Annotated in this window: 15 protein-coding genes; 11 read left to right on the top strand and 4 right to left on the bottom strand. The window is 61.8% G+C overall.

The genetic code is table 11. The features are described from left to right. The first annotated feature begins 2 nt into the window (after positions 1–2). The 5 genes from ctaD (at position 3) to OS035_RS01790 (ending at position 4,409) form a co-directional block, all read left to right on the top strand. The gene (ctaD, locus tag OS035_RS01810; protein WP_018449293.1) at positions 3–1,709 is read left to right on the top strand and encodes a cytochrome c oxidase subunit I; all 1,707 of its coding nucleotides are present in this window, start codon (positions 3–5) and stop codon (positions 1,707–1,709) included. A 67-nt stretch (positions 1,710–1,776) separates the two neighbouring features. Beyond that, entirely contained in the window at positions 1,777–2,727 is a 951-nt protein-coding gene (locus OS035_RS01805; RefSeq protein ID WP_097624181.1) for a heme o synthase, read from the top strand. Next, on the top strand, positions 2,727–2,867 hold the full coding sequence (locus OS035_RS01800) for a hypothetical protein (RefSeq protein ID WP_097624099.1): 141 nt from the start codon (positions 2,727–2,729) through the stop codon (positions 2,865–2,867). The genes OS035_RS01805 and OS035_RS01800 overlap by 1 nt, the downstream gene beginning before the upstream one ends. Then, on the top strand, positions 2,864–3,469 hold the full coding sequence (locus OS035_RS01795; RefSeq protein WP_310806788.1) for a cytochrome c oxidase assembly protein: 606 nt from the start codon (positions 2,864–2,866) through the stop codon (positions 3,467–3,469). The genes OS035_RS01800 and OS035_RS01795 overlap by 4 nt, the downstream gene beginning before the upstream one ends. A 61-nt stretch (positions 3,470–3,530) precedes the next feature. After that, positions 3,531–4,409, top strand: a complete 879-nt coding sequence (locus tag OS035_RS01790; RefSeq protein ID WP_097624101.1) for a cytochrome c oxidase subunit 3 — start codon at positions 3,531–3,533, stop codon at positions 4,407–4,409. A 337-nt stretch (positions 4,410–4,746) separates the two neighbouring features. Here OS035_RS01790 and OS035_RS01785 read toward each other — a convergent pair whose 3' ends face one another. Beyond that, a complete protein-coding gene (locus OS035_RS01785) occupies positions 4,747–5,388 on the bottom strand; it encodes a chloramphenicol phosphotransferase CPT family protein (RefSeq protein ID WP_331813308.1) in 642 nt (213 codons plus the stop codon). Positions 5,389–5,520: 132 nt separating this feature from the next. Between OS035_RS01785 and OS035_RS01780 the strand changes: the two genes are divergently transcribed. From OS035_RS01780 to rnhA, 5 genes are all read left to right on the top strand, one after another. Continuing rightward, on the top strand, positions 5,521–5,901 hold the full coding sequence (locus OS035_RS01780; protein ID WP_183777299.1) for a DUF983 domain-containing protein: 381 nt from the start codon (positions 5,521–5,523) through the stop codon (positions 5,899–5,901). After that, positions 5,894–6,649, top strand: a complete 756-nt coding sequence (locus tag OS035_RS01775; RefSeq protein WP_310803952.1) for an SURF1 family protein — start codon at positions 5,894–5,896, stop codon at positions 6,647–6,649. Before OS035_RS01780 ends, OS035_RS01775 begins: the two co-directional genes overlap by 8 nt. Before the next feature lie 63 nt (positions 6,650–6,712). Then, positions 6,713–7,714 (top strand): 4-hydroxy-3-methylbut-2-enyl diphosphate reductase, encoded by a 1,002-nt coding sequence (ispH, locus tag OS035_RS01770; RefSeq protein ID WP_003588093.1) that lies wholly within the window; start codon positions 6,713–6,715, stop codon positions 7,712–7,714. Positions 7,715–7,794: 80 nt separating this feature from the next. Next, on the top strand, positions 7,795–8,760 hold the full coding sequence (locus OS035_RS01765) for a homoserine kinase (protein ID WP_310803951.1): 966 nt from the start codon (positions 7,795–7,797) through the stop codon (positions 8,758–8,760). Further along, complete coding sequence (rnhA, locus tag OS035_RS01760) at positions 8,757–9,212, top strand: ribonuclease HI (protein WP_003545999.1); 456 nt, start codon at positions 8,757–8,759, stop codon at positions 9,210–9,212. The genes OS035_RS01765 and rnhA overlap by 4 nt, the downstream gene beginning before the upstream one ends. Before the next feature lie 307 nt (positions 9,213–9,519). On the opposite strand, the gene OS035_RS01755 is transcribed toward rnhA, so the two are convergent. From OS035_RS01755 to OS035_RS01745, 3 genes are all read right to left on the bottom strand, one after another. Next, complete coding sequence (locus tag OS035_RS01755; protein WP_331813307.1) at positions 9,520–10,590, bottom strand: zinc-binding metallopeptidase family protein; 1,071 nt, start codon at positions 10,588–10,590, stop codon at positions 9,520–9,522. A 148-nt stretch (positions 10,591–10,738) separates the two neighbouring features. After that, entirely contained in the window at positions 10,739–10,930 is a 192-nt protein-coding gene (locus OS035_RS01750; RefSeq protein WP_003546001.1) for a CsbD family protein, read from the bottom strand. Positions 10,931–11,029: 99 nt separating this feature from the next. Next, positions 11,030–11,635: a YqgE/AlgH family protein gene (locus OS035_RS01745; RefSeq protein WP_017959273.1), complete on the bottom strand. Its 606-nt coding sequence runs from the start codon at positions 11,633–11,635 to the stop codon at positions 11,030–11,032. A gap of 141 nt (positions 11,636–11,776) precedes the next feature. On the opposite strand from OS035_RS01745, the gene OS035_RS01740 reads away from it, so the two are divergent. Next, on the top strand, positions 11,777–12,628 hold the full coding sequence (locus tag OS035_RS01740; protein WP_331813306.1) for a protein-disulfide reductase DsbD domain-containing protein: 852 nt from the start codon (positions 11,777–11,779) through the stop codon (positions 12,626–12,628). Positions 12,629–12,663 lie beyond the last annotated feature (35 nt).

The following is a 12,663-nucleotide window of genomic DNA, read 5'->3' as shown; positions in this document are numbered from 1 at the left end:
CAATGGCTGGACCTTCCGCTCACGACGATCATTCTCATGATCACGCCCATCACGACCACGCTCATGATGACCACGATCATCACGATCACGGGCACAAGCCGAGCTTTGCCAATCGCTGGCTGTTCTCGACCAACCACAAGGACATCGGCACGCTCTACCTGATCTTCGCGATCATCGCCGGCATCATCGGCGGTGCATTGTCCGTCGCCATGCGCATGGAGCTGCAGGAGCCTGGTATCCAGATCTTCCACGGCCTGGCCTCGATGGTCTACGGCTATGAGGGCGATGCCGCGATCGACGGCGCCAAGCAGATGTTCAACATGTTCACCACAGCGCATGCGCTGATCATGATCTTCTTCATGGTCATGCCGGCGATGATCGGTGGTTTCGCCAACTGGATGGTGCCGATCATGATCGGCGCCCCCGACATGGCCTTCCCGCGCCTGAATAACATCTCCTTCTGGCTGATCGTTCCGGCCTTCGCGCTGCTGCTGCTGTCGATGTTCGTCGAAGGCCCGGCAGGCGCCTACGGCACGGGCGGCGGCTGGACGATGTATCCGCCGCTGGCAACGAGCGGCACGCCGGGACCGGCGGTCGATCTTGCGATCTTCGCGCTCCACATTGCCGGCGCTTCGTCGATCCTTGGTGCGATCAACTTCATCACCACGATCCTCAACATGCGCGCTCCCGGCATGACGCTGCACAAGATGCCGCTGTTTGCCTGGTCCGTGCTGATCACCGCCTTCCTGCTCTTGCTGTCGCTGCCGGTTCTGGCAGGCGGCATCACCATGCTGCTCACCGACCGCAACTTCGGCACCTCCTTCTTCTCTCCGGAAGGCGGCGGCGACCCGATCCTTTACCAGCACCTGTTCTGGTTCTTCGGTCACCCTGAGGTCTACATCCTCATCCTGCCGGGCTTCGGCATGGTCAGCCACATCATCTCGACCTTCTCGAAGAAGCCGATCTTCGGCTATCTCGGCATGGCCTACGCCATGGTAGCGATCGGCGCCGTCGGCTTCGTCGTCTGGGCCCACCACATGTACACGGTCGGCCTGTCGCTCGACGCGCAGCGCTACTTCGTCTTCGCGACGATGGTCATCGCCGTTCCGACGGGCGTGAAGATCTTCTCCTGGATTGCGACGATGTGGGGCGGCTCGATCTCGTTCCGCACGCCGATGCTCTGGGCGATCGGCTTCATCTTCCTGTTCACGGTCGGCGGCGTCACCGGCGTCCAGCTTGCCAATGCCGGTCTCGACCGCTCGCTGCATGACACCTATTACGTCGTGGCCCACTTCCACTACGTTCTGTCGCTCGGCGCCGTCTTCGCGATCTTCGCCGGCTGGTACTACTGGTTCCCGAAGATGACCGGCTACATGTACAACGAGCTGGTCGGCAAGCTGCATTTCTGGATCATGTTCATCGGCGTCAACCTGGTGTTCTTCCCGCAGCACTTCCTCGGCCTCGCCGGCATGCCGCGCCGCTACATCGATTATCCGGATGCCTTTGCCGGCTGGAACTATGTTTCCTCGATCGGCTCCTACATCTCGGCCTTCGGTGTGCTGATCTTCCTCTATGGCGTCTTCGAAGCCTTCGCCAAGAAGCGCGTCGCCGGCGACAATCCGTGGGGTGAGGGTGCAACGACGCTCGAATGGCAGCTGCCTTCGCCGCCGCCCTATCACCAGTGGGAACAGCTTCCGCGCATCAAGTAAATTGCGCGGACATCAGGACGCCGCGTTCGATACGGCGTCCTGATGGTAAGACATTCAGGACGGAATGATGACGGTTATCGACAATCACGGGGTGCTTGCAAAGGACGGCGAATTGTCGGAAGCGAGTGCGCGCGATTATTTCGAATTGCTGAAGCCGCGGGTGATGTCGCTCGTGGTCTTCACCGCCTTTGCCGGCCTGGTGCTGGCGCCGGGCCACATCCATCCCGTCCTCGGGCTGATCGCCATTCTCTGTATCGCCGTCGGCGCCGGCGCCTCCGGCGCGCTCAATATGTGGTATGACGCCGATATCGACGCCATCATGAGCCGCACCGCCAAGCGTCCGATCCCGGCCGGCCGCATCGCCCCCTCGGAGGCGCTCGCCTTCGGCCTGGTGCTTTCCGGCTTCTCGGTCGTCATCCTCGGCCTTGCCGTCAACTGGCTCTCGGCCGGCATCCTTGCCTTCACCATCTTCTTCTACGCCGTCGTCTACACCATGTGGCTGAAGCGCTCGACGCCGCAGAACATCGTCATCGGCGGTGCTGCCGGCGCCTTCCCGCCGATGATCGGCTGGGCCTGCGTCACCAACAGCGTGACGGTCGAGAGCACCGTTCTCTTCATGATCATCTTCCTGTGGACGCCGGCGCATTTCTGGGCTCTGGCTCTGTTCAAGATGCGCGATTACGAGGCCGTCGGCGTGCCGATGCTGCCGAACGTCGCCGGCGAGCGGGTGACCAAGCATCAGATCGTCGCCTATGCGGTGCTGACCGCCGTCTGTGGGGTATTGCCGTCCTTCCTCGGTTTCGCGAGCCTCGGTTATGGCCTCGTCGCCGCCGCCCTCGGCGCGATCTTCATATACTGTTCCATCGCCGTCTGGCGTATGCCCGACGGCGATCTGAAGATGATCCCGGCGAAGAAGCTCTTCGGCTTCTCGATCTTCTACCTCTTCGCCGTGTTCTCCGCCCTGATGATCGACCGGCTGGCGTCGGTACTGTTCTCGCATGCGGGGGGTTGGTTCTGATGGAAACGGTCAAGCTCACCGAAAAGCAGATGAAGTCGCGCCGCAACCGCAACATCGCCCTTGGGCTGGTGCTAGCCGGCCTCGTCGTCCTCTTCTACGCGATCACCATCGTGAAGATCGGCGGAGGAATGGCCGGATGAGCGAAAACGGTGCACCGAAGAAGCAGGGCCGCAACAACGGCGCCGTCGTCATGATGTGCCTGAGCTTCGTCTTCGGCATGGGCGCGATGAGCTACGCCGCCGTGCCGCTCTATCGCATCTTCTGCCAGGTCACCGGCTATAACGGCACGACGCAGCGCGTCGACCAGGTGTCGAGCGTCGTGCTCGACCGCACGATGCGCGTCACCTTCGACGCCAATGTCGCGCCCGGCCTGCAATGGGACTTCAGGCCGGTCGAGCGCGAGGTCAATCCGAAGATCGGCGAAACGATCCAGGTCAATTTCACCGCCGAGAATCGCTCGAACGAGACCCAGCGCGGCCAGGCGGTTTTCAACGTCACGCCGGGCGAAGCCGGCGTCTATTTCAACAAGGTGCAATGTTTCTGCTTTACGGAAACGGACCTGAAGCCGGGCGAGAAGCTCGACATGCCGGTGGTGTTCTACATCGACCCGGAAATCGTCAAGGCCGTGGAGTCCAAGGACATCCACACGGTCACGCTGTCATATACGTTCTACCCGAAAGAGGGTCCGAAGCCTGTGGCTTCGAATGAGGGTGGAGCGGTAAAAAGTGAAAAGAAACTTTGATCAAGGCTCGTTTCCGGCTATGCCGGGAGCGGAGTGAAGGAAGACATCCGGGGATAGCTACATGGCCGATGCTCATCAGAAGAATCACGACTATCACATCATCGATCCGAGCCCGTGGCCGATTCTCGCCTCGCTCGGCGCCTTCATCATGGCGATCGGCGGCGTCTGCTACATGCGCTACCTGAGCGGCGGCTCTTTCAAGCTCGCCGGCGCCGAACTCGCCAACCCCTGGCTCTTCTACATCGGCTTCGCGCTGGTTCTCTACGTGATGTATGGCTGGTGGGCCGATACGGTGAAGGAGGCCCATGAGGGCGCCCACACCCGCGTCGTCTCGCTGCACCTGCGCTACGGCATGATCATGTTCATCGCTTCGGAAGTGATGTTCTTCGTCGCCTGGTTTTGGGCCTATTTCGACGCCAGCCTCTATCCGAACGAGGCAATCCAGGCCTCGCGTCTGCTCTACACCGGCGGCACCTGGCCGCCGAAGGGTATCGAGGTTCTCGATCCCTGGCACCTGCCGATCTACAACACCGTCATCTTGCTGCTGTCGGGCACGACCGTCACCTGGGCGCACCATGCGCTGCTGCACAACGACCGCAAGGGCCTGATCCAGGGCCTGACGCTGACGGTGCTGCTTGGCATTTTCTTCTCAAGCGTCCAGGCCTATGAATATGCCCACGCACCTTTCGCCTTCAAGAATTCGATCTACGGCGCGACCTTCTTCATGGCGACCGGCTTCCACGGCTTCCACGTCCTCATCGGCACCATCTTTTTGCTGGTCTGCCTGATCCGGTCGCTGCGCGGCGATTTCACCCCGAAACAGCATTTCGGCTTCGAGGCCGCCGCCTGGTACTGGCACTTCGTCGACGTCGTCTGGCTGTTCCTGTTCTTCTGCATCTACGTCTGGGGCGGCTGGGGCGCGCCCGTCGCAGCCGGCTGATTGCAGCGATTATCCAAACAAAGGGCGGGCCTCGTGTCCGCCCTTTTTTTGTGTGTTCCCCCATGCTCGGTTCTCGTCAGTAGGGAACGGAGCGGTTGCCGCAAATCTCTTTTCCCCAGCGGGGAGAAGGTGCCGGCAGGCGGATGAGGGGGCTACACGGCACCACGCCCGTAACCGCCTATCCCAGTAAGCGACACGGGCGAGACAATTCTGGCGCGGTCGAACCTCCGCAACGTTTGGAAAGACCTGTTTCTGTGGCCCCCCACCCGCCCTACGGGCGCCTTCTCCCAGTCGATAAGCCGCGGCATGCCTTTGCCCATTTGGGCCTCGCCCTTTCTCAGCGCGCGCCGGCGATCCGTTCGAACGCCGAAGGCTCGGGAATGCCGAGATCGAGGCGCTGGCGGATCGCTTCGGCGCATTCAAGTGCCGTCAGCACCGAAGTATCGACCTCCATGTCATAAATGCCCGGCCGGTGCACCTCGTCCTGCCAGCGCTGCACCGGCTCGGGGATCGGCACCTCCTCGGTGGCTCTTACATACAGTGTCTCGCGGCCTTCCTGCTTGAATTCCCGGCGCTGCATGATCGTTTCGATCGGACAGCGCACGCCGACGAACAGCACGGAAAAGCCGTCCAGGCGCCTGGCACAGTCGGCGAGAATGCCGAGCGGCTGCGAGTAGCTGTCATGATGGCCGAGATCGGCCACCACATTGAGGCCAAATCCGGCATGCATGGCGATCGATTCATAAAGCGCCGCATAGAGGAACGGCACCAGTTCTTCGAGCTCCGGCCGCTCGCCGCCCGGCCTTAAGCCGATGCCGGGCAGATAGCGCTTCGGCGTCATGGCATTGTAGCTGTCGACGCCGAGGTTGATCCACGGCCCCTCGAATTCGTCCTGGATTGCGCGCGCAATGCTGGATTTGCCGCTTCTGGGCGCACCGTTCAAAATAATGATCTGGCCGGCATGGTTGTCATTGGTCATCCGTCTTCTTCTTCTGTTTGGCGCGAATCACTGAGGCGAAAGCGCGCAGGCATTTCCATTCGGGATGCGAATACTTTATGGGAGAGTTAAGGCAGGATGGACTGCAGAGAAGGAATGGCCAGAAGGAATGACATGAGCGAAGACAGCGCCCATTATCCCCCCGTCGATCCGGTCAAGACAGGCATCAAGGGCTGCTGCCCGCGCTGTGGTCAGGGCAAGCTGTTCGACGGCCTGCTCGGGGTCAAGCCGCGCTGCGCCTCCTGCGGCCTCGATTATTCCTTCGCCGATGCCGGCGACGGGCCGGCCGTCTTCGTCATCCTCATCGTCGGCTTCATCGTCATCGGCATGGTGCTGTGGCTGCAGGTGAATTACGGGCCGCCGATCTGGGTGCATATTCTGCTCTTCGGCCCGCTGACCATTATCCTGTCGCTGCTGACCCTACGCTGGTTCAAAGGCATCCTGATCGCCATGCAATACCGCCACAATGCCCGCGAAGGACGCCTGAGTGACTGAAATAGAGCATGCCATGCCGCGCCGCCGGCTGCCCGTCATCACTGGCATCCTAGTGCTGATCGCCCTTGCCATCCTGATTTCGCTCGGCACCTGGCAGGTGGAACGCCTCCATTGGAAAGAGGGCCTGCTCGCAGATATCGCCGCGCGGCAAGTGGCCGCCCCCGTGCCGCTTGCCGATATCGAGGCGATGGCGGCAAGCGGCGGCGATATCGAATATCGCAAGGTCACCGCCACTGGCCGCTATATCAACAACAAGGAGCGCCACTTCTTCGCCACCTGGCGCGGCCAGACCGGCTTCTATGTCTATACCCCCCTGGAGCTTGCCGACGGGCGCGCGCTCCTGGTCAATCGCGGCTTCGTTCCCTATGAGAACAAGGAGCCCGAAATGCGCATGCAGGGCCAGCTGACGGATCAGCAGACCGTCACCGGTCTCGCCCGCGAAAAACTTCCCGGCAAACCTTCCTGGGTGGTGCCCGACAACGATATTGCCAAGAACATCTTCTATTGGAAGGATCTCGACGTCATGGCCGAAAGCGTCGGGCTGGAGAAGGCCCGCGTCATTCCGTTTTTCGTCGATGCCGACTCAACTCCCAATCCGGCCGGCCTGCCGATCGGCGGCGTTACCCAGGTGGATCTGCCGAACGACCATCTGCAATATGCCTTCACCTGGTATGGGCTTGCCGCCGTGCTTGTTGCCGTGGTGGGGATCTCCTGGTTTCGCAAGCCGGGCAAGCAGCCGGCGCAATAGTATCGCTTCAAATTCCACCTATATTGGGCTAGAGGTCCCTAAATCTCTCAATCCGGAACAGCCATGAATATTGCGGCGAAACCTCCCTTGACGATCAGGCTCTGCGGGCCGCGCGGCTTCTGCGCCGGCGTCGACCGCGCCATCCAGATCGTCGTGCTGGCGCTGAAATCCTATGGCGCGCCTGTCTATGTGCGCCACGAGATCGTCCACAATCGCTATGTCGTCGAGGGGCTGGAGGCCAAGGGCGCCGTCTTCGTTGAGGAGCTGGACGAAATCCCGGCCGAGCATCGCGCCCAGCCGGTGGTCTTCTCCGCCCATGGCGTGCCTAAATCCGTGCCGGAGGATGCGGTAAGCCGCAATCTCTTCTATCTCGACGCCACCTGCCCGCTGGTCTCCAAGGTCCACAAGCAGGCGATGCGCCACAATCGCCTCGGCCGCCATGTCGTTCTGATCGGCCATGCCGGCCACCCCGAAGTGATCGGCACGATGGGCCAGCTGCCCGAGGGTTCGGTGTCGCTGATCGAGACGATCGAGGATGCCGACGCCTATATTCCTGTCGACGCCGACAATCTCGGTTACGTCACACAGACGACGCTGTCGGTCGACGATACGGCCGGCGTCATCGCCCGCCTGCAGGAGCGTTTTCCCAATCTGACGGCGCCGGCGGCCGACTCGATCTGTTATGCGACGACCAACCGCCAGGAAGTAGTGAAGCAGGCGGCCCCCGGCTGCGATCTCTTCATCATCGTCGGCGCGCCGAATTCCTCCAATTCCAAGCGCCTCGTCGAAGTGGCGCTGAGGGCAGGGGCGAAGAAATCGATCCTGGTACAGCGCGCCGCCGAACTCGACTGGGACGAAATCGGTGCGATTTCGACGCTCGGCCTTTCCGCCGGCGCCTCCGCCCCTGAGGTCATCGTCAACGAGATCATCGAGGCCTTCCGCGCCCGCTTCGACGCCCGTGTCGAGCTGGCCGAAACGGTGCAGGAGACCGAGAATTTCCTGGTCAACCGCGAATTGCGCAGCATCGAGCTGACGGCGGCCGACATGGCCTTCGTCAACGGCTGATCCCCAGACGGAAACCCCATCGACGCCGGATGGTCGATCCGGCGGCCCAATAACCGCAATGCATGAAGGCGAGACCTCACTTGGCAGTCTATACCGATATCGCCGAAGACGATCTGAAGTGGTTCCTGACGGAGTATGACGCCGGCACGCTGCTTTCCTACAAGGGCATCGCCGAAGGCGTCGAAAACTCCAATTTCCTGCTGCATACCTCCAAGGACCCGCTGATCCTGACGCTCTATGAGAAGCGCGTCGAAAAGACCGATCTGCCCTTCTTCCTCGGGCTGATGCAGCATCTCTCGGCCCGCGGCCTTTCCTGCCCGCTGCCGCTGCCGCGCCGCGACGGCGCGCTGCTCGGCTCGCTCTCCGGCCGCCCGGCGGCGCTGATCTCCTTCCTCGAAGGCATGTGGCTGCGGAAACCGGAGGCCAAACATTGCCGCGAAGTCGGCCGGGCGCTGGCCGAAATGCATGTCGCTGGCGATGGTTTCGAATTGAAGCGCCCGAACGCGCTGTCGATCGACGGCTGGCAAACGCTCTGGGAGAAATCCGAGGCGCGCGCCGACGAGGTCGAGGCCGGCCTGCAGGACGAGATCCGCGGCGAACTCGATTTCCTCGCCGCCGCTTGGCCGAAGGGCCTGCCTGGCGGCGTCATCCATGCCGACCTCTTCCCGGACAACGTCTTCTTCCTTGGCGACGCGCTCTCCGGCCTGATCGATTTCTATTTCGCCTGCAACGACCTGCTCGCCTATGACGTCTCGATCTGCCTGAATGCCTGGTGTTTCGAAAAGGACGGCGCTTATAACATCACCAAGGGCACGGCGATGCTCGAGGGTTACCAGAGCGTGCGCCCGTTGAGCAACGAAGAGATCGCCGCTCTGCCGGTGCTGTCGCGCGGCGCGGCGCTGCGCTTCTTCCTGACACGGCTCTATGACTGGCTGACGACGCCTGAAGGCGCCATGGTCACCAAGAAGGACCCGCTCGAATATCTGCGCAAGCTGCGCTTCCACCGCCAGGTCGGCTCGGCCGCCGAATATGGATTGAGCCTATGAAACACGTCGATATCTTCACCGACGGCGCCTGCTCCGGCAATCCCGGCCCCGGCGGCTGGGGCGCGGTGCTGCGTTATGGCGACGTCGAAAAGGAGCTTTGCGGCGGCGAGGCGGATACGACCAACAATCGCATGGAGCTGCTGGCGGCGATCTCGGCGCTATCGGCCTTGAAGAGCCCTTGCGAGGTCGACCTCTATACCGACAGCGCCTACGTCAAGGACGGCATCTCCAAGTGGATTTTCGGCTGGAAGAAGAACGGCTGGAAGACCGCCGACAAGAAGCCGGTGAAGAATGCCGAGCTCTGGCAGGCGCTGGAGGCGGCCCGTGACCGCCACAAGGTGACGCTGCACTGGGTCAAGGGCCACGCCGGCCACCCGGAAAACGAACGCGCCGATGAACTGGCGCGCCGGGGCATGGAGCCGTTCAAGAAGGGCAAGGCGGTTTCGTTTTAGAAAGCCGCCTAGGGGTAGGATTGCATTTCCCCTTGCTCCCTTGAGCTTCTGACAGGCGAACGACGAATGCGACATTGCCACGATTCCCTTCTCCCCAGCGGGGAGAAGATGCCGGCAGGCAGATGAGGGGGTGAGCGGCGAAGCCGCGAATGCGCTGCGCGTGAGCGAACAGCAATCATAAAACTGTTGCCGTGTGGCCCCTCATCCGACCATTCGGGCAACCTTCTCCCCACTGGGGAGAAGAGGGCGCAAGCGCCACCCGCGACGTGCACCCCGCAAAGTGCTCTGACCTCTCTCACCCCACCCGCTACGGCGCCGTCGCAGCCCCCTGGATCAGCCGGTGCAGATATTCGAGCTTGGCGACGACCGGCGAGGACAGCACGAAGGGGTAGGAGTCTGGCTGGCCCATGCTGCGCTGGATGGCGTTGATTGCCAGGCTGAGCGGCACCCAGGCGCTGACCAACTGCTCGGCGCTGCCTGCCCGGTAGGGGAGGAAATCCACCTCGCCGGCGATTTCCTCGTGGCCGCGCGGATCGATAGCGATGCCGAAGGCGCGGGCGGTTTCGAGCGTGTCGACGATGTGGAGGTAATGGGCGAAACATTCGGCGAAATCCTCCCATGGATGGGAGGCCGCATAGGCGCTGATGAAATTATCCTGCCATCCCAAGGGGGCGCCGCCGGCATAATGGTTCTGGAGGGCTGTCGCATAGTCCTGCCGTTCGTCGCCGAAGACGGCGCGGAAACCGGCAAGGCCGCCCCGATCGCGCACCAGCTTGTTCCAGATGAAATGGCCGGCTTCGTGGCGGAAATGGCCAAGCAACGTGCGATAGGGTTCGTTCATCGAACTGCGCGCCTGTTCGCGCGTGGCATCGTCGGCCTCGGCGGCGCGGATGGTGATCAGGCCTTCCTCATGGCCGGTCATGGCCGGCACGATATAACCGTTGCTCTCTATCGAATCCTCGAGAAAATCGAAGACCAGGCCGCCTTGCGGGTCTTGCTCCCGATCGGGATGCGGCAGCTTCCAGCGCAGCAGCGAATAAAACAGATGACGTTGCGCCTGGCTGATGCGCCGCCAGCGATCGATGCCGTCCTGGGTATCGGTGTTCGGAACCAGCCGGTTATGCCGACAGGCAACGCAGAATTCACTCTCGCCGTCACCGTCCACCAGCCAGTTGCAGATATCGAGGCCGGCATTGGCGCAGAAGCGGACGTCGCGATCGGGATTGGAAACGAGCTGCCAGAGTGTCTCGTCGCGCGGCTCCAGCGCATGCATCGCCAGATCGCCGGGCAGGAAGCCGAGGCGATGGTTGCAGCGCACGCATCGCCGGTTGTCGAAGTGGACGACCTGATCGCAGTTGTCGCAGGCAAAAAGTTTCATCGTATCTATCTTTGCAGATCATGAGGGTGACGGATTAAAAATGCCTGCCGCGCGAGGGCGCAGCAGGCATGGTGACAAAGGATGAGCGTCTACTGCGCATTCCTTAAATTGGAAGCACAGCGTCCTTTGCGCGTCTTAGTGCTGTCGCTCAGAGCCGATCGACGGCGCCCTTGAGTTTGTCCTTGACCTTGCCGGTTGCGACTTGTCCCTTGCCCTTGGCTTCCTGGACGGCGCCCTTGGCCTGCATCTCGCGATCGTCCGTCGCCTTGCCGACGGCCTGCTTGGTCTTGCCGGCAATTTCGTTTGCCTTGCCGGAAATCTTGTCGCTGGTGCTACCCATAAGTGATGTCTCCTTGGTCGGCATGGGCCTTTTGTCCATGCTTGCCGAAATGAAACGTCACTCTTGGCTATTCGTTCCCGTTGCCGTCAGGCCAGCCTTTCAGGCATGGCCGGCTTCGGCCGAAAGCATCGCAGCGGTCACGCCCATGCCGGCGAGCGCCCGCTCGTATTTGTCATCGAGGCTGCGGTCGAAGATCAGTTCCTCATTGGCCGGGCAGGTGAGCCAGCCATTGTTGACGACCTCGCTTTCGAGCTGGCCGGCCGACCAGGAGGAATAGCCGAGCAGCATCGTCGCCCGCGTCGGCCCATCGCCCTTGGAGATGGCGCGGACGATATCGAGCGTCGCCGTCAGGCAGATGTCGTCGCTAACGGGAATGCTGGAGTCGCTGGAATAATCGTCCGAATGCAGCACGAAACCGCGGCCGCTTTCCACTGGGCCGCCGGTCTGGATCGGGAAATCGCGCGCCCGCTTCGGCAGCACGATCGAATCTTCCTGCTTGATCATGTCGAGATGCAGCAGCACATCGGTGAAGGTGAGGCTCTGAGGACGGTTGATGACGAAGCCCATGGCGCCGGCATCCGAATGCGCGCAGATGTAAATCACGGTGCGCGCAAAATTGCGGTCTTCCATGCCCGGCATGGCGATGAGGAACTGGCCATCGAAGAAGCCACGTTCCCGTCTGTTCTTCAGCGTCAATAAGGACATCGTTCCTCCTGCTGCTAGACCGCACCAAGGCCTCGACAAAAGAAACATGGGCCAATGTCACACATCAATCAACTGAAAATGAAGATTTAAATCGCCGCGACTTCTGGCGGCCAAACAGCACATTCGGTAAACCTTTGTTCCATGATGATTATTTCCTCAGGCCCGCGCAGGCTTTTAATCGCGGTTGTATCGGTGGCCGCAGCCCTTGTGCCGTTTTATTCCGCCCATGCGGAAATGAGCCCCTGGGCGGACAACGAGGGCGGCCGCATGCGCCTCGTGGGGCTGGCGCCCGATGCCGCCGGCAAAATCCGCGCCGCTCTTCAGATCGAGCCGAAACCCGGTTGGATCACCTATTGGAAAGAGCCAGGCGGCAATGGCATTCCGCCCCAGATCACCATCACGGCGGGCAGTGGCGTCACGCTCGAAACCATCGCCTATCCCGTTCCGAAGCATTTTTTCAACGGCGCGATCGAGGATATCGCCTATGACGCGCCGGTGACGCTGCCGCTGTCGCTGACGGCGGCCGGCAAAGGCCCGGTTACGATCGACGCCTCAGCCTTCATCGGCATCTGCAAGGATATCTGCATTCCCTTCCAGGCGGATTTGCAGCTGAAGCTTGGCCCCGCCATCCAGTCGCACCCGCAGGAGGAGGCGATCCTTCAGGCTGCCGATGCGAGGCTGCCGAAGCCGCCATCGCCGGATTTCGACGTGACGGCGCATGCGATGTCGCCCGATAGGAAGACGCTGTCGCTGACGCTCGCTTTGCCGGGCAGGGGGCCGGGCGAGGGCAAGGCCGCGCCCGATATCATCGTCACCGGCCCGAGCGGCTATGCCTTCACCAAGCAGATCGGCGGCAAACGCGACGGCGCCACCTTCAAGGTCGATGTATCAATCGGCAAGCTGCCGAAAGATTACGACATATCCGGCAAGCGCTGGGGCGTGCTGGTCATCGACGGCGAAAGGGCGATGGAGACCACACTTGCCTTTCAATGATGGGCTCCTATAGTCGCCTCGATCCCCTGCTGCGC

Source organism: Rhizobium sp. 268 (assembly GCF_036571585.1).
Taxonomy (GTDB): domain Bacteria; phylum Pseudomonadota; class Alphaproteobacteria; order Rhizobiales; family Rhizobiaceae; genus Rhizobium; species Rhizobium redzepovicii.
This window is presented reverse-complemented; position numbering and strand designations above follow the sequence as displayed.

What these genes read in the sequence shown, in the direction of transcription:
- OS035_RS01750 (WP_003546001.1), bottom strand. Translation starts at nt 10,930, where the DNA reads ATGGGTAGCACCAGCGACAAGATTTCCGGCAAGGCAAACGAAATTGCC.
- OS035_RS01785 (WP_331813308.1), bottom strand. Translation starts at nt 5,388, where the DNA reads ATGACCAATGACAACCATGCCGGCCAGATCATTATTTTGAACGGTGCG.
- OS035_RS01805 (WP_097624181.1), top strand. Translation starts at nt 1,777, where the DNA reads ATGACGGTTATCGACAATCACGGGGTGCTTGCAAAGGACGGCGAATTG.
- OS035_RS01795 (WP_310806788.1), top strand. Translation starts at nt 2,864, where the DNA reads ATGAGCGAAAACGGTGCACCGAAGAAGCAGGGCCGCAACAACGGCGCC.
- OS035_RS01790 (WP_097624101.1), top strand. Translation starts at nt 3,531, where the DNA reads ATGGCCGATGCTCATCAGAAGAATCACGACTATCACATCATCGATCCG.
- OS035_RS01740 (WP_331813306.1), top strand. Translation starts at nt 11,777, where the DNA reads ATGATGATTATTTCCTCAGGCCCGCGCAGGCTTTTAATCGCGGTTGTA.
- OS035_RS01780 (WP_183777299.1), top strand. Translation starts at nt 5,521, where the DNA reads ATGAGCGAAGACAGCGCCCATTATCCCCCCGTCGATCCGGTCAAGACA.
- OS035_RS01800 (WP_097624099.1), top strand. Translation starts at nt 2,727, where the DNA reads ATGGAAACGGTCAAGCTCACCGAAAAGCAGATGAAGTCGCGCCGCAAC.
- ctaD (WP_018449293.1), top strand. Translation starts at nt 3, where the DNA reads ATGGCTGGACCTTCCGCTCACGACGATCATTCTCATGATCACGCCCAT.
- rnhA (WP_003545999.1), top strand. Translation starts at nt 8,757, where the DNA reads ATGAAACACGTCGATATCTTCACCGACGGCGCCTGCTCCGGCAATCCC.
- OS035_RS01755 (WP_331813307.1), bottom strand. Translation starts at nt 10,590, where the DNA reads ATGAAACTTTTTGCCTGCGACAACTGCGATCAGGTCGTCCACTTCGAC.
- ispH (WP_003588093.1), top strand. Translation starts at nt 6,713, where the DNA reads ATGAATATTGCGGCGAAACCTCCCTTGACGATCAGGCTCTGCGGGCCG.
- OS035_RS01745 (WP_017959273.1), bottom strand. Translation starts at nt 11,635, where the DNA reads ATGTCCTTATTGACGCTGAAGAACAGACGGGAACGTGGCTTCTTCGAT.